This is a genomic window from Rhizobium sp. M1, assembly GCF_002531805.1.
In the GTDB taxonomy this organism is placed as follows: Bacteria; Pseudomonadota; Alphaproteobacteria; order Rhizobiales; family Rhizobiaceae; genus Rhizobium; species Rhizobium etli_C.
Map to the genome: position 1 here is coordinate 128,034 of NZ_NWSW01000009.1, position 20,300 is coordinate 148,333.

The 20,300-nt window shown below is 62.6% G+C and carries 16 protein-coding genes; 7 read left to right on the plus strand and 9 right to left on the minus strand.

What is annotated here, in order from left to right:
• Positions 1 to 159 precede the first annotated feature (159 nt).
• From CO655_RS10590 to fhuF, 3 genes are all read left to right on the plus strand, one after another.
• A complete protein-coding gene (locus tag CO655_RS10590) occupies positions 160 to 924 on the plus strand; it encodes an IclR family transcriptional regulator (protein WP_010033788.1) in 765 nt (254 codons plus the stop codon).
• 477 nt (positions 925 to 1,401) lie between these two features.
• Positions 1,402 to 3,573 (plus strand): TonB-dependent siderophore receptor, encoded by a 2,172-nt coding sequence (locus CO655_RS10595; RefSeq protein WP_097664632.1) that lies wholly within the window; start codon positions 1,402 to 1,404, stop codon positions 3,571 to 3,573.
• A 4-nt stretch (positions 3,574 to 3,577) separates the two neighbouring features.
• Positions 3,578 to 4,363, plus strand: coding sequence for a siderophore-iron reductase FhuF (gene fhuF, locus CO655_RS10600; protein ID WP_097664633.1), 786 nt, complete (start codon positions 3,578 to 3,580; stop codon positions 4,361 to 4,363).
• Between the two features lie 33 nt (positions 4,364 to 4,396).
• On the opposite strand, the gene fhuB is transcribed toward fhuF, so the two are convergent.
• From fhuB to CO655_RS10615, 3 genes are read right to left on the minus strand one after another with little or no spacing between them, the layout of a single operon-like run.
• A complete protein-coding gene (gene fhuB, locus CO655_RS10605; protein WP_097664634.1) occupies positions 4,397 to 6,361 on the minus strand; it encodes a Fe(3+)-hydroxamate ABC transporter permease FhuB in 1,965 nt (654 codons plus the stop codon).
• Positions 6,361 to 7,191 (minus strand): iron-siderophore ABC transporter substrate-binding protein, encoded by an 831-nt coding sequence (locus CO655_RS10610; RefSeq protein WP_097664635.1) that lies wholly within the window; start codon positions 7,189 to 7,191, stop codon positions 6,361 to 6,363. The genes fhuB and CO655_RS10610 overlap by 1 nt, the downstream gene beginning before the upstream one ends.
• A 32-nt stretch (positions 7,192 to 7,223) precedes the next feature.
• Positions 7,224 to 7,715 (minus strand): GNAT family N-acetyltransferase, encoded by a 492-nt coding sequence (locus CO655_RS10615; RefSeq protein WP_096764118.1) that lies wholly within the window; start codon positions 7,713 to 7,715, stop codon positions 7,224 to 7,226.
• Positions 7,716 to 7,879: 164 nt separating this feature from the next.
• Here CO655_RS10615 and CO655_RS10620 point away from each other — a divergent pair, with 164 nt between their 5' ends.
• A complete protein-coding gene (locus CO655_RS10620) occupies positions 7,880 to 8,536 on the plus strand; it encodes a sigma-70 family RNA polymerase sigma factor (RefSeq protein ID WP_096764119.1) in 657 nt (218 codons plus the stop codon).
• Here CO655_RS10620 and CO655_RS10625 read toward each other — a convergent pair.
• From CO655_RS10625 to CO655_RS10635, 3 genes are read right to left on the minus strand one after another with little or no spacing between them, the layout of a single operon-like run.
• Positions 8,427 to 9,614 carry a PLP-dependent transferase gene (locus CO655_RS10625; RefSeq protein WP_096764120.1) on the minus strand — a complete coding sequence of 396 codons (1,188 nt, stop codon included), beginning with the start codon at positions 9,612 to 9,614 and terminating at the stop codon, positions 8,427 to 8,429. The genes CO655_RS10620 and CO655_RS10625 overlap by 110 nt on opposite strands.
• A gap of 10 nt (positions 9,615 to 9,624) precedes the next feature.
• Positions 9,625 to 11,043: an MATE family efflux transporter gene (locus CO655_RS10630; RefSeq protein WP_096764121.1), complete on the minus strand. Its 1,419-nt coding sequence runs from the start codon at positions 11,041 to 11,043 to the stop codon at positions 9,625 to 9,627.
• Positions 11,040 to 12,026, minus strand: a complete 987-nt coding sequence (locus CO655_RS10635) for a GNAT family N-acetyltransferase (protein WP_170965012.1) — start codon at positions 12,024 to 12,026, stop codon at positions 11,040 to 11,042. The genes CO655_RS10630 and CO655_RS10635 overlap by 4 nt, the downstream gene beginning before the upstream one ends.
• 194 nt (positions 12,027 to 12,220) lie before the next feature.
• Between CO655_RS10635 and CO655_RS10640 the strand changes: the two genes are divergently transcribed.
• From CO655_RS10640 to CO655_RS10650, 3 genes are read left to right on the plus strand one after another with little or no spacing between them, the layout of a single operon-like run.
• Positions 12,221 to 12,439 (plus strand): MbtH family NRPS accessory protein, encoded by a 219-nt coding sequence (locus tag CO655_RS10640; protein ID WP_096764123.1) that lies wholly within the window; start codon positions 12,221 to 12,223, stop codon positions 12,437 to 12,439.
• A gap of 19 nt (positions 12,440 to 12,458) precedes the next feature.
• On the plus strand, positions 12,459 to 16,451 hold the full coding sequence (locus CO655_RS10645) for a non-ribosomal peptide synthetase (protein WP_097664679.1): 3,993 nt from the start codon (positions 12,459 to 12,461) through the stop codon (positions 16,449 to 16,451).
• A complete protein-coding gene (locus CO655_RS10650) occupies positions 16,448 to 17,806 on the plus strand; it encodes a SidA/IucD/PvdA family monooxygenase (RefSeq protein WP_097607270.1) in 1,359 nt (452 codons plus the stop codon). Before CO655_RS10645 ends, CO655_RS10650 begins: the two co-directional genes overlap by 4 nt.
• Here CO655_RS10650 and CO655_RS10655 read toward each other — a convergent pair.
• From CO655_RS10655 to ntrB, 3 genes are read right to left on the minus strand one after another with little or no spacing between them, the layout of a single operon-like run.
• A complete protein-coding gene (locus tag CO655_RS10655) occupies positions 17,779 to 18,498 on the minus strand; it encodes a 4'-phosphopantetheinyl transferase superfamily protein (RefSeq protein ID WP_097664636.1) in 720 nt (239 codons plus the stop codon). The two genes, CO655_RS10650 and CO655_RS10655, sit on opposite strands and share 28 nt — an antisense overlap.
• Positions 18,499 to 18,544: 46 nt before the next feature.
• Complete coding sequence (locus tag CO655_RS10660) at positions 18,545 to 19,342, minus strand: ABC transporter ATP-binding protein (protein ID WP_097664637.1); 798 nt, start codon at positions 19,340 to 19,342, stop codon at positions 18,545 to 18,547.
• An 11-nt stretch (positions 19,343 to 19,353) separates the two neighbouring features.
• Positions 19,354 to 20,247: a nitrate ABC transporter permease gene (gene ntrB, locus CO655_RS10665; RefSeq protein ID WP_097607267.1), complete on the minus strand. Its 894-nt coding sequence runs from the start codon at positions 20,245 to 20,247 to the stop codon at positions 19,354 to 19,356.
• Positions 20,248 to 20,300: the final 53 nt, after the last annotated feature.

Genomic DNA, 20,300 nt, shown 5'->3' on the forward strand with positions numbered 1-20,300 from the left:
CCTAATTTGGTCGGTGCGAGCAGGTTCCCGTCTACTCTCGACACAAATTGGTAAGGAGGCCTCAAGGGGCTGTCAAACGCAAAACAAGCGCGTTACGATAGGCGTAATTCGAGAAGCCGCCATTTTTTCGGAATTCCTCACGGAGAAAACTTTGATCCCATGGACAAAACACCACCGTCGAAAAGCGATATCGTGCAATCTGTTGATGTCTGCATCGAGGTATTGCTGAATGTCGCCAAAAACCCGGATATCAGACTGACCGAGGTGGCGCAGAACCTCAGTGAAACCAAGCCGAGAATTTTGCGTATGTTACGCACACTGGAACGGCGCGGCCTGGTGCGGAAGAGCGATACCGGCACTTACCGGCTGGGGACGACTGCGATCATTATCGGAACCGCGGCGTCGACGCAGGTTGATCTGGTGCGAATAGCCAATCCTGTTCTTGAAGAAGTAGGCCAGAAGGCGAATGAAACGACCCAGCTCAGGATCATCGACAATGGGGAATCCCTGTGTATTGCAAAGTTCGAACCGATGCGCGACTTGCGGGTGCAGGCAATGATCGGTCGAAGACGGCCGCTCACGGCAGGCTCGTACAAGGTGCTTCTCGCCTATCTCCAGCCCCAGGTGCAGATGCAAATGATCCCCGAGACCTTGCCGCGGCTGACCAAGCGTACGATTACGGATCGAAGCAAGTTGGTTGCTGAATTGGATAAGATCCGCCGCCAGGGATTTTGCGTGAGTTACGGTGAAGTGAGCGAGCAGCTCGTCTCCGTCTCAGTGCCGGTTCTGGCATTCGACGGATCCGTGATCGCCGCGGTGAATGTCGGCGCACCGGCCTTCCGCACGCAAAAAAGCGACGTCGACCGCTTTATCGTTCTGCTGAAGGAGGCCGCCAGCAAGATATCGGCCCGACTGGGATGGTAGAGGTTTTCGGTTCGACGCCCCTCTGGCGAACCAAAGCTCAGCTCGTTTGTTAAGCAAACTTAGGCAGCGTCTCCCGGCGGCAACTGTCAGGTCGATATCATGGACCGCCGTAAAGCAGTGCGCGCGTGAGCGGCTTCATCGATTTCAATGTCAATGCCGGGTCGCTTTCTCGCATCGCCGATAAAGGCTGACCGTAGGATATCTGTCAAATGGTCAGGCTGGTGGTGGCGCGTCGGGCATATCCCTCGCGAAAAACGGCGTCCCCGGCGAGCGCATTGTCCACTTCCAATTTGGTGTTTGTGCGGTTGAACCCAAGGCAGAGACCGGGCCGAGCCTCGAAGACGCGTGCAACCTGTTCGGGAACGCCGCACATGCAAAAATCATCGATTAAAAGATGACAAAAATAATCATCTTATGTTGACAAGGCTTTCTTCGCTCCATAGGTTCCGCGCGCATCTATGACGTAGGGACCAAGCAATGGCGCGTGTTTTTTTGAACGTTTCTAATAATGTATCACGAATTTATAGAGATACCTTATTTGCCACGACGGCGATCGTCCTGACCGGCATCGCGGCATCGCCGGCTTCCGCCCAGAGCGCCACCACCGGCGACACGGCGACGACGCTGGAACCGATCGTCATCCATGGTGCAGCCTCTGATAGCAAGACGGACCGGACGTCGGTCACCGCCAAAAACAGCGCCGGCGCGACCAAGATCAGCACGCCGCTCGTCGAGACGCCGCGTTCCGTGTCGGTCACCACCGAGAAGGAAATCGAGCAGCGCGGCGCGCAGACGATCATCGAGGCGGTGCGCTACACCGCCGGCGTGACGACGGGAACGAGCGGCTTCGACCCGCGTTTCGACCAGATCTACATTCGCGGCTACAACGCCACGACGGTCGGTGACTATCGTGACGGATTGCGCCAGCCCTACATCAATTATGGGATGTTCCGCACCGATCCCTATCAGCTGCAGCGCGTCGAGGTGATCAAGGGACCGGTTTCCGTTCTTTACGGTTCCGGTTCGCCGGGCGGCCTCGTCAACAAGATATCGAAGCTTCCGACCGAGGAGCCGATCCGCGAAGTCGGCATTACCTACGGCACCAAGGACCGGGTGCAGGGGATGTTCGATTTCGGTGGGCCGATCAGCGAGGGCAACGACGATTTTCTCTATCGCATCGTTGGTGTCGCCCGCCGCGGCGACACGAATTTCGATATTGCCGACGACCGCTATTTGTTCGCGCCGTCCTTCACCTGGAAGCCTGATGAAGGCACGACTTTCACAGTGTATGGTCTGGCGCAGTCCGACGAGATCGACGCCAATGTCGGCGCGATCACAACGGTGGACGGCAGGATTCTCGATCTCAGGGCGAGCGATCCCGACTATGACTATCAAAAGGTCAAGCAGCAGCAAGTCGGCTATCAATTCGAGCATGAATTCGACAACGGCCTGACCTTCCGGCAGAACCTGCGTTATTCGCATCTCGATCTGGAGGCTCGCTACCTGGGTGTTACCAGCTGGACCGGGACCGTCGCGCATCGCGGCACCAACGCGATCCGGGACGAAATGAACGTTTTCCAGGTCGACAATCAGCTCGAGGCGAAGTTCGATACAGGCCCGCTTGCGCATACGATGCTGTTCGGGCTCGACTACACCAATCTCCAGTCGAGCTTTGGCTACGGCGCCGGAGCCGCAGATCCGGCATTCGACTTCGATATCGCCAATCCGACCTATGGAGTCTCGGGCGCTACGCCGGATTATAATATATTGGCGTCCGATGCCGACATGCGGCAGCTCGGCATTTATGTCATGGACCAGATCGAGGCCGGAAACTGGCGCTTCAACCTCGGCGGCCGGCAGACCTGGGTGAACCAGACGCGAGATTCGACCTTGCCCACGGTCAGCTCGGAGGACGTCGACAAAAATGCCTTCTCCGTGCAGGCTGGCGCGCTTTACCTCTTCGACAACGGCATCGCGCCCTTTGCTTCCTACGCTACCTCCTTCGATCCGGTCACCAACCGGTCGGCAACCAACACGATTCTTCCGCCGACGAAGGGCGAGCAATTCGAACTCGGGGTGAAATACCAGCCGCTCGGCTCCGACATCCTGCTCTCGGCTGTCGCCTATCACATCGTCGAGCAAAACAAGCCGAGGCTCGCCAACCCGCTGACCTTCGCCTACGACTCGCAGGGCGAGGTGACGGGAAAAGGTATCGAGCTTGAAGCCCGCGCGGCAATCGCCGACGGCCTCGATATTATTGCCGCATACACCTACAACGACTCGGAAATAACCGGGGGCGACAACGTCGGAAATACGCCCGCCATCACCCCGACCCATGTTGCGAGCCTTTGGGCGAATTATACCTTCCAGGAAAGCAACCCCTTCAACGGTCTGTCGATGGGCGCCGGCGTACGCTACATCAGCGAGACCTGGACGGATGTCGCCAACACCTCGAAGAATCCCGCAACTTTCTATGTGGACGCAGCCCTCGCCTATGATTTTGGGGCCGTCGACAAGAAATATGAAGGACTTACGGCAGCCTTCAACATCCGCAACATCGGTGATGAGCGCGAAACGGTCTGCGAAGAGGGCTTCTGCTACCTTGGCCAGGGTCGCAACATGACCGGCACCCTGAAGTATCGGTGGTAGCACCATGGCGGCAGAGATGAACGGGGCGGTCTCTCGCCCTTCGATCGCCGATCATTCTGTCGCCCACCAGGCCGTCGACCTCGACGGCCTGGTGGGCGATGGCCCGTTCTCTTATTGCCGCGGCAAGCTGCTTGCCTCTGCGCCGCCTACCGGGATTGTCATTCCCTGCAGGGATCTCGGCGATCGGGACGTGTTTGACGGCATCATCGCCCGCTATGCCGAAAAATTTCCGGGCAGCGATCGCCGCGCGATCGTCTCCATGTGGACGCTCTATTATTTCAGCATGCTGACGATCGCTCCGAGCGTCCATATGTTCGTGAACCGCATCGCGCTGCCGCTGGAGATGGACCGGCTGTCACTGGTCTGCAATGAGCAGACAGGCGAGCCGGAAGCATTCGTGATGTCCGATCGGCCGGAGGCTGCGGCCGATCCGGCAGCCGAGCTTCACCGGCTGATGCTCGGCCATGCCGAACCTGTCATTGCGGCGATCGCTGCCAATGCCGGCGTCGCGCCGAAGCTGCTCTGGAACAACGCCGCAGCCTATCTCTCCTGGATCCTGAAAGAGATCGCTCACCGCCAAGAGCCCGCCCTTGTCGAGGGCGGCATGGCGCTGCTGAACGATGCCGAGTGGCCGGGCGGCGGGCGCAACCCGATGTTCGGCATGATCCGCATGGCGCGCCAGCAATGCGGGCTGGAATTCGCCCGCCGTAAAGTCTGCTGCCTGCGCTACAATCTGCCGGGCGTCGGCGGCTGCGGCGAAGCCTGTCCGCTGCCGGACGGGCGGCATTGACGCAGATGCCGGCCGTCTCGGAGACGGCCGCGATCACGACCTTCGTCTGAGAATGATGAGCAACATCGGGGCTCCCACGAGAGCCGAGATCAATCCTGCCGGGAGCTGATAGGGGAAGGCGATCATGCGCCCGGTCCAGTCGGCGATGACGAGCAGGATCGCCCCGATCAGGGCGGCCGCGAGAAGCTGGCCGGAGGGCCGGCGAAGACCGAGCCCTTGGGCGAAGTGAGGAGCCATCAATCCGATGAAGCTCAAGGGGCCGACGACCAGCGTGGATGCGGCCGTCATGAGCGCGCAAAGCGCAAACAACGTGCCGCGTGCGGGAGCGATCCTGAGCCCGAGTTCGCTCGCCGTCTCCGATCCGAGTTGCAGAAGGGAAAGCCATCTACTGGCGAGGAAGGCTGCGGCCAGGCAGGCGAGCGCGACCAGCAGGGCGCTTGCGGCAACGGTGTTGTCGACGAAATAGGTCGAGCCCGACATCCAGCGGATGAGCGCCAATCCGCGCGGGTCGCCGCTGGCGGCAAGAACGCCGATCCCGGCGTCGAGGATCGCGCCGAAGGCAATCCCGGCGAGCAGCACACGGATCGGGCCGAAGCCCGAACGCGCGCCGAGGAGGAAGATCAAGGTCAGCACGAGGAGAGCCCCGCCGCCGGCAAAGGAAAGCTGAATAGTCAGTCCCGGTGCAGCAAAGACGAACATGGAGGCGGCAACGCCGAGTGTTGCTCCCGCTGATACGCCGAGCACCTCGGGGCTTGCCATTTCGTTTCCGGTCAGCCGCTGCAGAATGAGGCCGGTGACGCCAAGCACGGCTCCCGCGCCGAAGGCGGCGGCGACTCGCGGTAGCCGAAGAGGAAGGATGTCATCCCATGAGGCTGCGGGCAGCCATGTCCAGGCTCCATCAGGCGCGCGGCCGAAGAAGATTGCGGCAATCGCCAATGTGACGACCAGGGCAAACAGCAGAGCAAAGCTTGCTGCTCCGTTGCTGGCCACATGCCGTGGGGAGGCCAACTCGGGCAGCGCGCGCGTTGTTGTCGCCAGACGCGGCAGCAGAGCGATCAGGATCGGTCCGCCGAGCAGCGCGGTTACTGCCCCCGTCGGCACGAAGTCGCCGGGAGCAAGGAGCTTGATCGCCTCATCCGTCAGAAGAAGAAGGCCGGCGCCGGCAATGGGCGACCAGATCAATTGGCTGACGACGCGGCGTGCGCCGGCCAGCCGGACGATCTGCGGGGCGACCAGCCCGATGAAGCCGATGACGCCGACGGCACTGGTGACCAGCGCGCTCAGCGCAATTGCGATCGCCAGGATGACGCCGCGCGACCATTTGATCGGCAGACCGAGGCTCGTCGCGCCAGCATCGCCGAGCTGGCTCAGCGCCAGCGGCCTCGCGGCGAGAAAGGCAAGGCCGGCGAGGAGGGCGACCTTAGGCAGCAGCGATATCGGGATCGCCCAGCTTTGCTGCGAGAGCGATCCGGCGCCCCAGATGAAGATCCCGGAGAGATATTGATCGTTCATCAGAATGAGAATGGCCGCCGCCGCGCCGCACCACAGGCCGATGATCATGCCCGACAGGATGAGGGAAAAGGGCGAGAAGCCGTGCCGGGCGCTGATCGAGAAGATGGCGAATGCGGCAACAGCACTTCCGGCAAGCGCGACCGCGTCGCGGCCCCATCCCGTCAGCGACGGAAAGGCGAGCATGACGGATACCAGCGCCAGATTGGCGCCGGCCGAGACGCCGAGCGTCGTCGGCGAAGCGAGCGGATTGCGAAGCACCTGCTGCAGGATCGTGCCCGAGAGCGCGAGGGCGGCGCCGGTGATCAGGGCCGTCGCCATGCGCGGAAGCGTCGAATAGAGAAGGAGAAGGTGTTGGGCGTCGTATCCGCCGGCGGCTTCCAGATGCGGCAGCGCCGGCAGCAGGTCGAGGAGAGCCAGGCCGAGGCCCGAAAACAGCAGCAGCGCCGCGAGGGCGGGCGCGCCAAAGCCGGAAATTTGCGCTTTCATCAGGCGGCAGTCTCCAGAACGTCGACCATCAAAGTCGAAAAGCGCAGGGCTTCCTGGGCCATTCCAAACATCAGCACGCCTGGAACGACCGAGATCCGCTGCCGCCGGACGAAGGGAAGGCTGGTCCAGAGCGGGCTTTCGGAAAGCCGGGTCAGGACATCGGGCGGAAGCAGTGGCGAAACGACGACAAGATGCGCCTCTTCATCGAGTTCGGCGAGCTGTTCCAGGCCGATCGTCTGAAATCCCCAGTAGCTCGCCTCGCCTTTCCAGGCGTTCTCGAGGCCGATCCGGCGCATGGCGCCGCCGTAAAGTCCGGGGCCGCCATAGATGCGCGCATGCCTCTGGTCGATGAAGTTGATGACGGCGACTGGCGGCGCGGACAGGCTCTTCATCCGGTCGCGCAGCCGGCCGAACGTGGCGTCGGCGCGGGACAGAAATGCCTCCGCTTCCCTCTGCCGCCCGATCATGGCGCCGAGACGCAGTGTTTCGGCGTAAGAGCGGTCGAGCGCGTCGCCATTCTCGGCATAGACGGTGAAGGTTTCGACCGGCGCGATCCGGGACAGTTTTTCGTCCAGCGCCGCAAGGAAGGGCGTGCTGAGGATGAGCGATGGCCGCAGACTTGTCAGGACTTCGAGATTGATCTCGGCGGTGGTACCGATATCGACGACGCCTGAGGGCATCGCCGGCTCGACCACCCATTCCGGCCAGTTCCTGAGGGAAGCGATCGCGCGCGGCACGCTGCCGAGTGCCAGCATCGTCGATGCCAGTCCATAGTCGAGCGAAACGATGTTGGCATCGCCGGCGCGCGCGATGGTGGGCGCGCCGGTCATCGCCAGCGCGCCAAGAAGAAAGTCACGTCGTCTCAAAGCGCGGTCCTGCCCGGCTGCGTCTCCGCGAGCGGTTTGACCATGAAGAGGCACGGATGGTCCTCATGCCAGAGTTTCGGAAAGACCTCGGCCCTGACGAAGCCGGTCCGGTCATAGAAGCGCCGCGTCGCTTCGAATTGCGGCTCGTCGCGGCCGCGCGGCGCCAGCGTCTTGACCGTCAGCAGCCGGGCGCCGGAGTCATGGGCGAAGCGCTCGGCCGCATCGACGAGATGGCGCCCGGCGCCACGGCCATGATATTCGGGCCGCGTCGCGATCAGCGCAATCTCGACGGCGCCGGGCAGGTGCGGCTTCAGGGCGATCAAGGCGGTGACGACATCCGCTTCGATATATCCAAACACCGGCAGGTCCTCGACCGCAAGGGCGCTTGCCTCGATCACTTCCGGCTCTGAAAACCAGTCGGGCAGGGCCCCCATGATCGATCGGCAGAGCTCTGCCTTGCCCGTCAGGATCTCAACTGTTCGTCCCATTTTTTCTCGCCTTCGTTCGGTCGATTTAAACTTGACTCCTGTTATCACCTTAAAATAGACACTGCAATCACATCGTGTAGCTTCCTTCGAGAAAGGAACGCCAAGACCGCACTCACCAGCAACGACAGAGCCTGATTTTCCATTTGTAAAAAGGGTACAGGACAATGCGAGCATCGCATCGTGATGTGAATGGAAATGCCGTGGTCAACGCCATGATCGAAAACAAGGATAAACTCCTTAAAACGATTGAAAGCGTTGTCAAATCAAGGTCATATTCTGAGGATATATTTCAGGACGGAGTGATAAAAGCTTACGGGGTCAAAACCGACGACATCCGTTGCCCGATCGGTTACGCATTTCGGATGGTGTATAATCTCGCCCTCGACGAGAGCCGCCGACGACGCCAGCAGGTGAACAACTATAGGTCGATTGACCAGGTTCAAGAAATGACGGCGCCCATCCCCACCGTTCTCGATCAACTGGTCGCCGCAGAGACCCTGCGCGATGTACTTGCCTCGCTCGAGGCGCTGCCGAAGCGCACCAACGACGCCTTCATCCGTCATCGTTTGAACGGTGTGCCGCAGAAGGATATCGCCGCCGAACTCGGCGTCTCCAGAACCCTCGTCAACTTCATGATCAAGGCGGCGGAGCAGCATTGCCACCTGGCAATCGCCGAGCCCGGCCGCCCCGATCACGAGCGCCTGCGGGATATTACCGCTTCGCGGCGTGCAGCGCCTGCTGCAAATCGCTCCACAGCAATTCCGGTTCTTCCAGCCCAACGGCGAAACGGATCGTCTGCTCGCTCACGCCGAACCGGATGAAGGTGGTCATCCGGTCAGGGATCTGCAGTGCGACCTTGGCCGGAACGACCAGCGTTTCCGGCCCTCCCCAGCTGACCCCGAGGCGGATTTCGCGAAGCGCGTTGACGAAGCGCGCGACATCGATATCGGGCGTCAGGTCGAAGGCGAAGAGGCCGGCATAACCTGACAGCGTCGCCCGCCCGGGATGATCCTGAAAGGCCGGATGGCGGACGCGGGCGATGTCGGGATGCTGCTTCAGCCGATCGGCGAGCAGAAGCCCGCTGCGCTCGTGCTCCTTGAGGCGGACGCGCAGCGTGCGCATGCCGCGCAGCAGCAGCCAGGCCTCGAAGGGCGAGAGCTTGGCGCCGACATAGGGATAGGAAGTCGAATTGATCTTCGCGATCGCCTCCTTCGTGCCGACGACGACGCCGGCGACCGTATCGCTGTGGCCGCCGAGATATTTCGAGGCGGCGTGAATGACGATATCGACGCCATGCTGGATCGGCTTCTGGAAGAGCGGCGTCGCCCAGGAATTATCGATGATGGTCGTGACACCGGCCTCTTTCGCCATGGCCGACAGGGCCACGATGTCCTGAAGCTCGAAGATGAAGGAAGACGGATTTTCGAGATAGAGCAGCTTGGCGCCCGGCAGCGCCTTGCGCACCTCGTCATGATCGGAGGGATCGACGAAATCGACGGTGACGCCGAGCCTGCCGAGCAGCTTCACCAGAAGGCGGTAGACGTCATTATAGAGGTGGCGGACGGCAACGACCCGGTCGCCCGCTTCCACCAGGCTGAGAATGGTCGCGGTGATGGCGGCCGTTCCGCTGGAAAAGGCGCGCCCGTCTTCGGCGCCCTCGAGGCGGGCAACCAGCAGTTCGAACTCGCGGACGGTCGGATTGTCGCCGCGCGAATAGATGAAGTTGCGCGTCCGGCCGGCGAAGACATCCTCCATCGCCTCGTAGCTGTCATAGGTGAAGAGCGAGGTCTGGAAGATCGGCGGCGAGACGGCGTTGAATGCCGCCGGATCGACGGGGGTGAAGAGATCGTCGGCGGCCGCATGGGCGCCAAGGTCGCGGGGGCTGAACGACTGGTTCATGATAATCCTCTCATGGGCAAAAGCTGGGATAGGGATTGAGGGCGGCCAGATCGTCGGCCGAGGGCTGCCGGAGCGCGCTGAGCGATCTCGCCAGGCAGAAACATGACAGCAGGCCGGTCAGCGCCGAGGCCAGGAACATGGCCGCGAGCAGACCGGAAAAGCCGAAGAAAGGCGGCAGGAGTGCAAGCAGCGGAAAGAGAAGATACCCGTTTTGCGCCAGGCCGACGGCAAGCGCGGCTTTCGGCCTGCCCTGAGCCTGGAAGAGGATCAGCACGGTCTGCCGCAGGCCGAACAGCAGGAAGGGAAGATGGGTTGCAATGATCGCCTGGCCGGCGATCGTCAGCACGGAAGCTTCGTCGGTGAAGAACGAGGCAAGACGCTCGGAAAAGATGATCGCCGTCAGTCCATAGACGCCGCCGACCGCGCTCGTGACCACGGAAAGCATGCGGGCTGCCGCCAGCACCCGGGATATATCCCCGCGGCCCCAGGCAAAGCTCAGGATCGACTGCGCCCCGAGTGAAATGCCGATGACCGGGAGTGCGCCGACCGCGAGCAGCCGCAAGGCGATGCCGACACCGGCGATGCCGTCTTCGCCGTGATAAGTGCCGGCGACCGACAGCATCGCAGCAATCGCGCCAGCCGTTGCGAGGCTCGTCAGCGTCGTCGGCGCGCCGACCGCAAGGACCGGCTTGAGGTGCTTGATATCGGCGATCCGCCAGCCGAGCGTCAGCCGGATCGTCCCGAGCCGCCTCGCATGATAGGCGCCGTAGATTGAGAGCGCCACGAGCTGGGAGAGGATGGTTGCCATCGCCACGCCCTGCAGGCCGAGACCGAAGCCGAAGATCATGATCGGGTCGAGAATGATGTTCAGCGCGAAGCAGGCGACCAGCGTCCACATGCTGAAGCGGGCATTGCCCTCGGCGATCGCCAGGAAATCGAGAATGATCTGCGCCATCGTCAGCGGTATCGAGACCGCGATGATGAGGAGATAATGCTGCGCGAGCGGCTCGATCGCGGCCGTGGCGCCGAACAGCAGGGCCGAGGGAAAGGCGACGATCGCCACCGCGCTTGCCGCGCCGAAGGCGATGCCGGCGGCAAGGCTGACCGAGGCAAGGGTGCTGGCTCTCGACCGGTTGCCGGCGCCGAGCGCGCGTCCGACCTCCGTCGCCACACCAACGCCGATGCCTTCGCCGAAGGCGGCGACGAGCATGAGGATCGGCAGCACGATCATGATCGCGGCGATCTGGTCTTCGCCGATCATGCCGACGAAGATCATGTTGATCGTGTGATGCGCGGCGTTGATCGACAGGCCGAACATGGCGGGCAGCCCGAGCCGCAGCAGCAACCTGAACAGCTGCGGGCTGGCAAGATCTTCCGGCGCAAGCCGCCGCTTCCGCAGGCTGCCGCTCATCTCGCTCATATCGTTCATGATGCGGGCACCCAGAGATGATCGCCGAAGAAGCGCTCGCGGGTCAGCATGACGAGAAGCGCCCGCTTATGCGGAAAATCGAAATGCTTGACCTTGGCGAAGCCCGAGCGGTCGAGATTGCGGATCTGCTGCTCGTGGCTGGCGCGCGGCTCGCCGACGATGCGTTGGGTGCGGGGATCGTCGAGGAAGATGAAATGCATCAGCGAGGGAAGCCAGGCGCTGATCCATTTCTTGCCGCGATAATCGGGTTCGCCGATCGCCACGTGCCAGCCGCGATCATAATCGTCGGCATCGTAGAAGGGACCGAGGCGGTTCTCCTTGGCCCAGTAGATCTCGAAATAGCCGAAGGGGATATCGGCGAAACTGCCGATCAGCGGCAGCACATGCGGATCGGCGAGCCGTTCTTCCAGGATCTCCCGGTGCTTGTCGAGCGAGCCCGCATCCTCCCAGATCGTGTTGACTTGTTCGTCGTTCATCCAGCGGTGAAAGGCGGCAAGATCGGTCTCGGGATCGGCCACCCGGAAGGCGATGTCCCGCTCCAGCCAGGGAATGAACCGCTGGTAGACGGTGCCCTTCGGCTTTGCCGGCCGGCGCGGATGATAGCGGCCCGCGGTCATCTCGCGTACGGGCGGCAGCGGATAGGAGAGCTGCGGCAGCCATAGCGACGGCCATTGCCAGAGGATCGCGGAATCGAGCTTTCCCGCGCTCGAAATATGTCTGGGAAGACTTGCCTGATGGCCTTCGAAGGCGACCGACTTGATCGAGCGATCCTCCGCCGTCACCGCTTCGGCGGCGGCCATCAGAAGCTCCGCCGATTGCGGCGGCTCGCCGTGGTAGAAGGTAATCGTTGCGACGCCGGCCTCGACCTCGAAGGCGGCTTCGTGGTGTCCGTGCGCGGCTTTCAGATGGACGAGATTAGGGGCGAGTTTGATGTAGCTCCGCGACTGCAGAGCCCGCCTTTGTTTGGCGGCGTCGAAATCCATGATGTTCTCCTTGATCGACAGGGCTTTTGATGCTGCGAGCATGAAGCCCGCTCCCGTGCCGATTTGGTAGAATGACGATCCATCTCTGGCCCGATTTAGGGTTAAGCGAAGAAAAAAATTCTCATCAATTTTCTAAACTGCAACCTGCCCGATCCGTCATTTGCGCATGACGTCAATCTCAGCAGGAGCTTCGAATGGACAATCTTGAGCCCCGCGACGATCTCTGGATCGTCGTCTACGACACCGAGCGCCACTACTCGGTCTGGCCGCAGGACAAGCGGATTCCGGTGAGCTGGGAGGCCGCGGGCTTTGCCGGTTCGCGCCAGGAATGCCTGGCCCATATCCGCGAAATCTGGACCGATCCCCGCCCGCTCTCCCTGCGCTCGGCAATGGCCGCTGACGCACGTCTCTGAAAACCGTTTGGATGGCAAGATGAACAAGCAGATCACCAATTTCGCCGATGCCCGCCCGACCGACGCAGTGGATGCCGTCTTCGAGAGTTTTCCGCTGACGATCGCGCAGAAGCGCATCTGGTCGCTGGAGCAGATCGGCAATTACACCGTCTTTCCCGACCAGGTCATCGGGCTGCGACTGAGCGCAGCAATCGACGTCGAGACGATTGCCGGGGCCTGCCGGGCGCTCGTGGCGCAGAATCCGTCACTTGCCTCGCGTTTCCGCCGGCTGGCGGGCGGCCGCATCGAGCAATACCGCGCCGCATCGAACGCGGTGCCGATCGAAATCCTCGGCAAGGATGACGCGGCCGTTTCCGAACCGGATGCAGCGGCCGCACGGAAGGCTTTCCGCGACAAGCGCTTCGATCTCTTGGAAGGTCCCGGTGCGCGTATCCAGGTCATCCGGCTTGCCGAGGGGCAGTCGCTGCTGACGATCGTGCTGCATCCGATCATCTGCGACGACTGCGAAAAAACCGTTCTTGCCGGCTCGCTGGCCCGCATTCTCGATGGCGAACCCGCCGGCGACATGCATCCGGTGGAAATCGCCGCCGGGGCGCGGGAGGCCGATTGGCTGGAGACGGATGAGGCGCGGCAAGCGCTTGCCTATTGGCGCGATGCGATCGGCCTCGACTATGCGGCCTCCACCTTCCCGACCCGCTTCAACAGCGGCGGCCTGGCCGGTGTGGCACGCGCCGAACATCGGTTTTCGATCGAGCCCGACCTCTGGGATAAACTCGAACGGCATGCGAGGGGGAAGGGCGTTCAGGTCGAGCGCGTGCTTCATGCCGCTTTCTGCGCTCTGCTGGCGCGCTACAGCGGCAACTACGCCTTGCTGACCGGCCTCCTCGTCGCGCGGCCCCGCACCGAACATTTCGCCAGCCGCGGCCGCGCCGAGCAGGTTCTTCCCCTCGTGCTTTCGCTGACCTCCAGGCATTCTCTCGACGATGTCGTCGCGGCGATCTCGTCGGTGACGGAGGAGGGGCTTGCCCGCCTCGTGCCGCTGGAGCGCATCACGCAGGAGCTGGTCGTCGACGAGGCCGCCGCCCAGGAGGCCGTGGTCAAGGCCTTGTTCGAATTCCGCGAGCCCTACCCCGTCGCAAGGCAGGCGACGAACCTGGAGCCTTCAGGCGCACGCGCCGACAGCGAGCTTTCCCTGGTGATCGAGGCGCGAGCCGATGGCGCCGCGCACGGGCTGATCGACTATGCCGGGGATCTCTATGACGGCGCCCTGATTGCCCGTGTCTCCCGGCATTTTTGCCTGGTGCTGGAGCAGATCGTCGCTCAGCCGGATCTCAGGATCAAGGATATCGAACTCATGGGCAGCGACGAGCTCGACTGGCTGTCGGCGCCCTATGAGGATGACGTCGTCAACGACGACAGGCCGGTGCACGAGCTGATCTCGGCCCATTCGCGCCGCACGCCCGACAAGACCGCGATCGTCTATGGCGACGAGGAATGGAGCCATGGCTGGCTGGAGGCGAGCACCAACCGCCTCGGACATCGGCTGCGGCAGCTCGGCGTTCGCGCCGAAGTGACGGTCGCGATCTTCATCAAGCGCTCGCCGGAGGCGGTCGTCGGCATCCTCGCGACGCTGAAGGCCGGCGGCGCCTATATTCCGGTCGAGCCAGACCATCCGCCGGTGCGCAACCACCACATCCTGCGCGATGGCGGCGTCAAAATCGTGCTTACCCATAGCTGGCTGCGCCATCGCCTGCCGGAGGAGCTCGATGCCATCGTCCTCGATCTCGACAAGCTCGATCTCGACGGCGAGCCGGATACGCCGCTTTATGTCCCCACGCACAAGGACCAGCTCGCCTATGTCATGTACACGTCGGGATCGACGGGATTGCCGAAGGGCGTCGCCGTCGAGCACGGGCCGCTGACGCATCATCTGCAGAATACTTCGCGCGTTTATGGCATGAGCTCGGAATCGCGCGAGCTGCCCTTCCTGCCCTTCAGTTCGGACGGCGGCCATGAGCGGTGGATGAACCCGCTGATGGAAGGCGGCAGCATCATTCTTCCCGACCAGCCGCTGTGGACGCCGGAAGAGACGCTGACAGCGATGCGCAAGCATGGCGCCAACAATGCGAGCATCCCCACAACCTATCTGCAGCAACTGGCGGAATGGGCCGATATCACCGACTGCGCGCCGCCGATGCGGCTCTATTCCTTCGGCGGCGAGGGACTGGCGCAGTCGACCTTCGATCTTCTGTCGCGGGCGCTGAAATCGGAGTGGCTGATCAACGGTTACGGACCGACCGAAACGATCATGACGCCGATGGTCTGGAAGGTCAGGGCCGGCACGAAGTTCCAGGGCGTCTATGCCCCGCTCGGCCGCGCCGTCGGGCTGCGGCGTGTCTATGTGCTCGACCCCGACCTCAACCTGTGCCCGATCGGCGTGACCGGCGAACTCTATATCGGCGGCGAGGGCATTGCGCGCGGTTATCTCGGCAAAGCGGACACGACGGCGGACCGCTTCGTCCCCGACCCGTTCTCCAACGAAGGCGGCCGGCTCTATCGCTCCGGCGATCTGACGCGTTGGCGTGAGGACGGAACGGTCGAATTCGTCGGCCGCGTCGACCATCAGGTCAAGCTGCGCGGCTATCGCATCGAGCTCGGCGAGATCGAGGCCGCACTGCTCCAGCAGCCCGGCGTCGGCGAAGCCCTGGTCGTGCTGCGCGATGACGATGCCGGCGGCGAAAAAGCGCTGGTTGCCTATGTCGTTCCGAAGAAGGATGAAAGGCTGGATGTCGAGACGGTCCGCGCCGGACTCGAACGCAGCCTGCCATCCTATATGGTGCCGGCGGCGGTGGTCGAACTCGAGAGGATGCCGACCAATCCGAACAGCAAGCTCGATCGCTTCGCGCTGCCGGCACCCCAGCCGGTTAAACGCGCCATCATCGAGCCGGCGACTGCGCTCGAAGAAGAAGTGCTGGATGTCTGGCGCCAGGTTCTCAAGCTGGAAGCGATCAGCGTCGAGGACAATTTTTTCACGATCGGCGGCAATTCGCTGGGCGCGATCCGCATCCTTTCGCAGCTGCGGCAGCGCCGGCCGAAGGTTCCGCTGACGGTCGCCGATATCTTCAACAACCCGACCATTCGCGCCTTCGCCGGCGTGATGGAGCAGGGGGAAGAGCGGGATCTTTCCGAGGTGATCGTGCTGCGCGCCTCCGGCGCCAAGCCGCGGCTCTATTGCTTCCCGGGGCTTCTGGTCAGCACCCGCGAATATGTGAAGCTCGTCGATTATCTCGGCGCCGACCAGCCGGCGACCGGCTTCATTTGCCATTCGCTTTCCGAAAAGAAGGAAGTCGGCGCGCCGATCGAAGAGATCATCGAGAGCTATGTCGATTATATCAGGACGCATAGCAAAGGTGCGCCCTGCTATTTCCTCGGCTGGTCCTGGGGCGGGCTTCTCGCCTATGAGGCTGCCCGCACTCTCGGCAACGAGGTCGACGTCAGGATGATGGCGATGGTCGACGTTTGCGATCTCGGCTCGGAATTCGCGATCGGCGCCAAGCCGCGCTTCCGCCCCGGCGAACGCGACGCGCTGCATCGGGACGTGCAGGCATGGCTGCAGAAAACGGCGATGCGCCCCGAATGGGACCGGCTGCTTTCGACGATGGACGCGGATACTTACGAGCAGTTTCTGCGCTTCGTCGGCGATGAGAAGGATCCGCTTCCGACCGACGGGCCTGATATCAGCAGCCGCGAACATACGTTCTGGGTGCTGATCGACAATGCCCTGATCTTCCGCAAGCATCGGCTCGTTCCCCATGACGTGCCGATCTATCCCTGGGCGGCCGACGACAGCCTCAACCGCGGCCTCAACCTGATCGATTGGCGCCGCCTGTCGCCGCGGGCGCGTGCGGCCGAAATCATCACCGGCACCAACCATCTGCACATGATCGGGTCTCCCGCCTTCCACTCAAGGCTTGCCCTGCGTCTCAAGGAAACAGAGAAGGATAACGCATGACCGTCGCTTTTACCCGCAGGGATGCCCTCAACGAGCCGCTCGATCTTGCCGGCATCGGCATCGGTCCCTCCAATCTGAGCCTTGCCTGCCTGCTGGAATCCGTGCCCGAAGTGCGCAGCCGCTTCTTCGAGCGGCGAGCCTCGTTCGATTGGCATCCCGGCATGATGATGCCCGGCGTCGAGCTGCAATCGTCCTTCCTGAAGGACCTCGTCACCCCGGTCCTACCGACAAGCCGCTGGTCCTTCGTCTCCTATCTGGTGGCGCATAAGCGGCTCTATGCCTTCCTGAACGCCAATTACGAGGCCGTTCCCCGGCAGGAATTTGCGCGCTATCTCGCCTGGGTCGCCAATGGCGTTGACGGCTTGCGTTACGGAACGGAGATCCGCGACGTGGAGCACCGCGACGACCGTTTCGTCCTGCGCTTCGACAACGGCCAGGAAGAAGCGAAGAACCTGGTGATCGGTACGGGATCTTCGCCCTTCGTGCCCGATTGGGCGAAACCCTTCCTTGGGTCCGATTGCTTCCACAACAGCGAGGCCAAGTCGCGTCTCAAGGATCTTCGCGCCGCCCGCATCGTCGTGGTCGGCGGCGGCCAGAGCGGCGGGGAGGTGGTCGAAGCGCTGCTTGGGGATGCCAGCTCGATGAAGGAGCTGACCTGGATCAGCCGGCGCCACAATTTCGAGCCGATCAACGACACGCCGTTTTCGAACCAGGTCTTCTCGCCGGAATATGTGCAGGCCTATCTGAAGCTCAGCGGCGAGCAGAAGCAGGCGGCGCTGAAGAACTCGATCCTGACCAGCGACGGCCTGTCGATCTCGACGATCCACTCGATCTACCGCCGCCTCTACGCGCTGCGTTATCTCGAGCCGAACACGCTGAATGCATCTCTGTCGCCGAACCGCGATGTGATCCAGATGGAGCGGAACGGCAATGCCTATCGGCTGATCGTCCGCAACCACTTCGACGGCGGGATCGAGGTGCTGCATGCCGATGCGGTGGTGCTGGCAACCGGCTACAGGTTCCGTTTGCCGGATGCGCTCGGATCGCTCAGCGAAAGGATCAGCCTCGACAGAAACGGCTATCCCACCTTGAACGACGACTACACGATGCAGTGGACAGGTCCGAGGACCAACCGGCTGTTCGCACAGAATGCCGGCCGATACTCCCACGGCATCGCCGACTCTCAGCTCAGCCTGATGGCGTGGCGCAGTGCAAGCATCGTCAACGCGCTTCTCGGCCGGCAGCATTTCGATGCCGAACCCGACAATGCACAGCTAGTCTGGGCGACGGAGGCAGCTTCGGCCATGCCGCATCAGCTCCGGGCCGGCTATTCGGACGGCATGCTGTCATCCTGAAACGTCAGGACATGAATGCCGGGGGAGCCTGATTGGGAGCGGACGGCCAGCGCGACGACGTGCTGGCCGCTGCCCTCGATCAGGCGGTGATGCCATTGCCGGTCCGGTTCACCGCTCTGAACCATGACAGGGATGCCGTCCTGCCAGGAAAAGGCGACGCTGCGGGGATCTTCGCGCAGGCCCACCCCGAGTGCCTTGAGATGGCTCTCCTTGAGCGTCCAAAGTGCAACGGCTGCCCGCGGCCCTGCGCCCGCAGGCATATGATCGAGCCAACGCCGTTCGTCCGGACTGCAGTAGCTTCCCAACGCCGCCGCTTCGATTTCGGCGTCGGCGCGTTCACAGTCGATGCCGATGCGCTCGCATCCTGAGGCGATGGCGACCGCCACCAGCCCGTCGGCATTGGAAAGGCTGAATTGCAGCCCATCATGACCGGCGACTTTCAGCTTGCCGTATGCGTCCGCCACCAACACGAGCTTGTCAGGCGGAGTTTGCGTATGCACGCCCAGCCGTTGCCGCAGCAGATACCGGCCGGCAATGAACGAGGTCCGGTCCCGTTCGAACCGGTAGGTCGTGGCGCGCTCCCGCTCATTCGATGAAAGCGACCGCATCCAGCGCTTCTCATCGCCTTCGTTCTGCGGATATTGCCAGAGCGCGACGTCGATGGCGGCTGGTTGACTGTCTGATTGCTGCATCAGGCCAGTATGCGTACCGCGGACCGATTGGCAATCGCCGCGGGGTCTACTCCGCGGCTTCGATGAAGCGGTGGCGCTCGTAAAGGAACTTGAGCACGGCCTCGCGGCATTTGAGATATGTCCGGTCGGAGGCGAGTTCGATGCGATTGCGGGGGCGGGGCATGGTCACGTCGAGCACTTCGCCGATGCGGGCCGCCGGGCCGTTGGTCATCATCACGATGCGGTCGGAGAGCAGCACGGCTTCATCGACATCATGGGTGATCATCACCATCGTATTGCCAAGCCGGGCGTGAATTTCCATCACCGCATCCTGAAGATGGGCGCGCGTCAGCGCATCGAGCGCGCCGAAGGGTTCATCGAGGAGCAGGATCTTCGGCTCCATGGCAAGCGCGCGGGCAATGCCGACGCGCTGCTTCATGCCTCCCGATATTTCCGCGGGCCGCTTGTCTCTCGCATGCGCCATCTGCACGAGGTCGAGATTGGTCATGACCCAGTCATGCCGCTCGGCCCTGGTCTTCGTTCGGCTGAAAACCTTGGAGACGGCGAGATTTACGTTCTCATAGACCGTCAGCCAGGGCAGCAGCGAATGGTTCTGAAAGACGACGGCGCGTTCCGGACCCGGTTCGTTGACCTCGCGATTTTCCAGGAGCACGGCGCCTGAAGACACCGGCGTCAGGCCGGCGATGAGATTGAGAAGTGTGGATTTGCCGCAGCCGGAATGGCCGATGATCGAGACGAATTCGCCCTCTGATATCGTCAGGTTGATATCCTTCAGGACTTCGGCGCGCACGCCGCCGCGATCGAAATGCTTGTCGATATGGTCGAGCTTGAGATAGGCGTTCATCAGAATGGTCCTCAGTTGGCCATGGCGCCGCGGGTGACGAGTTTGCCGAGCGCGGCCACCAGCTTGTCGAGAACGAAACCGACGATGCCGATATAGGCGAGCGCGACGATGATGTCCGAAAGGCGCGAGGAGTTCCACGCGTCCCAGATGAAGAAGCCGATGCCGACGCCGCCGGTCAGCATCTCGGCCGCGACGATGGCGAGCCAGGAGAGGCCGACGCCGATCCTGAGGCCGGTGAAAATGTAGGGAGCTGCGGACGGCAGCATGATCTTCCAGAAGAATTCGAACTGGTTGAGCCGCAGCACTTCGGCGACGTTGCGATAATCCTGCGGAATATTGCGGACGCCGACGGCGGTGTTGATGATGACAGGCCAGATCGAGGTGATGAAGATGACGAAGATCGCCGAAGGGTTGGAATCCTGGAAGGCGGCGAGCGACAGCGGCAGCCAGGCGAGCGGCGGCACCGTGCGCAGCACCTGGAAGATCGGATCGAGGCCGCGCATCGCCCAGACCGATTGGCCGATGATCGCCCCGATGATGATGCCGGTAACTGCGGCAAGGCCGAAGCCATAGGCGACGCGTTGCAGCGAGACCAGCACGCGCCAGCCGAGCCCTATATCCTGGGAACCGTAGTTGAAGAACGGGTAGGCGATCAGATCGTAGCTATCCTGCCAGACCTGATGCGGCGACGGCAGAGAGGCATCCGCCGATGAACAGAGCACCTGCCAGAGAATGAGGACGAGTGCCAGCACGACGGCCGGCGGAACGACATTGTGAAGTGCGGTCAGCGCCGCACGGCGAAAATCGAACCGCGACCCTTGCTTGCCGGAGAATGACAGAACCTTCGCCGCCGGCTTGGCGGAGGCGACGATCGAGGGATTTTCTTTATTTGCCAGGGCGGACATCAGCGCGCTCCTCACGGGAATGGAAGGCCGGCGCGCCGCGCGCGCCGGAGGCG

What these genes read in the sequence shown, in the direction of transcription:
- CO655_RS10590 (WP_010033788.1), top strand. Translation starts at nt 160, where the DNA reads ATGGACAAAACACCACCGTCGAAAAGCGATATCGTGCAATCTGTTGAT.
- CO655_RS10595 (WP_097664632.1), top strand. Translation starts at nt 1,402, where the DNA reads ATGGCGCGTGTTTTTTTGAACGTTTCTAATAATGTATCACGAATTTAT.
- fhuF (WP_097664633.1), top strand. Translation starts at nt 3,578, where the DNA reads ATGGCGGCAGAGATGAACGGGGCGGTCTCTCGCCCTTCGATCGCCGAT.
- fhuB (WP_097664634.1), bottom strand. Translation starts at nt 6,361, where the DNA reads ATGAAAGCGCAAATTTCCGGCTTTGGCGCGCCCGCCCTCGCGGCGCTG.
- CO655_RS10610 (WP_097664635.1), bottom strand. Translation starts at nt 7,191, where the DNA reads ATGACCGGCGCGCCCACCATCGCGCGCGCCGGCGATGCCAACATCGTT.
- CO655_RS10615 (WP_096764118.1), bottom strand. Translation starts at nt 7,715, where the DNA reads ATGGGACGAACAGTTGAGATCCTGACGGGCAAGGCAGAGCTCTGCCGA.
- CO655_RS10620 (WP_096764119.1), top strand. Translation starts at nt 7,880, where the DNA reads ATGCGAGCATCGCATCGTGATGTGAATGGAAATGCCGTGGTCAACGCC.
- CO655_RS10625 (WP_096764120.1), bottom strand. Translation starts at nt 9,614, where the DNA reads ATGAACCAGTCGTTCAGCCCCCGCGACCTTGGCGCCCATGCGGCCGCC.
- CO655_RS10630 (WP_096764121.1), bottom strand. Translation starts at nt 11,043, where the DNA reads ATGAACGATATGAGCGAGATGAGCGGCAGCCTGCGGAAGCGGCGGCTT.
- CO655_RS10635 (WP_170965012.1), bottom strand. Translation starts at nt 12,026, where the DNA reads ATGGATTTCGACGCCGCCAAACAAAGGCGGGCTCTGCAGTCGCGGAGC.
- CO655_RS10640 (WP_096764123.1), top strand. Translation starts at nt 12,221, where the DNA reads ATGGACAATCTTGAGCCCCGCGACGATCTCTGGATCGTCGTCTACGAC.
- CO655_RS10645 (WP_097664679.1), top strand. Translation starts at nt 12,459, where the DNA reads ATGAACAAGCAGATCACCAATTTCGCCGATGCCCGCCCGACCGACGCA.
- CO655_RS10650 (WP_097607270.1), top strand. Translation starts at nt 16,448, where the DNA reads ATGACCGTCGCTTTTACCCGCAGGGATGCCCTCAACGAGCCGCTCGAT.
- CO655_RS10655 (WP_097664636.1), bottom strand. Translation starts at nt 18,498, where the DNA reads ATGCAGCAATCAGACAGTCAACCAGCCGCCATCGACGTCGCGCTCTGG.
- CO655_RS10660 (WP_097664637.1), bottom strand. Translation starts at nt 19,342, where the DNA reads ATGAACGCCTATCTCAAGCTCGACCATATCGACAAGCATTTCGATCGC.
- ntrB (WP_097607267.1), bottom strand. Translation starts at nt 20,247, where the DNA reads ATGTCCGCCCTGGCAAATAAAGAAAATCCCTCGATCGTCGCCTCCGCC.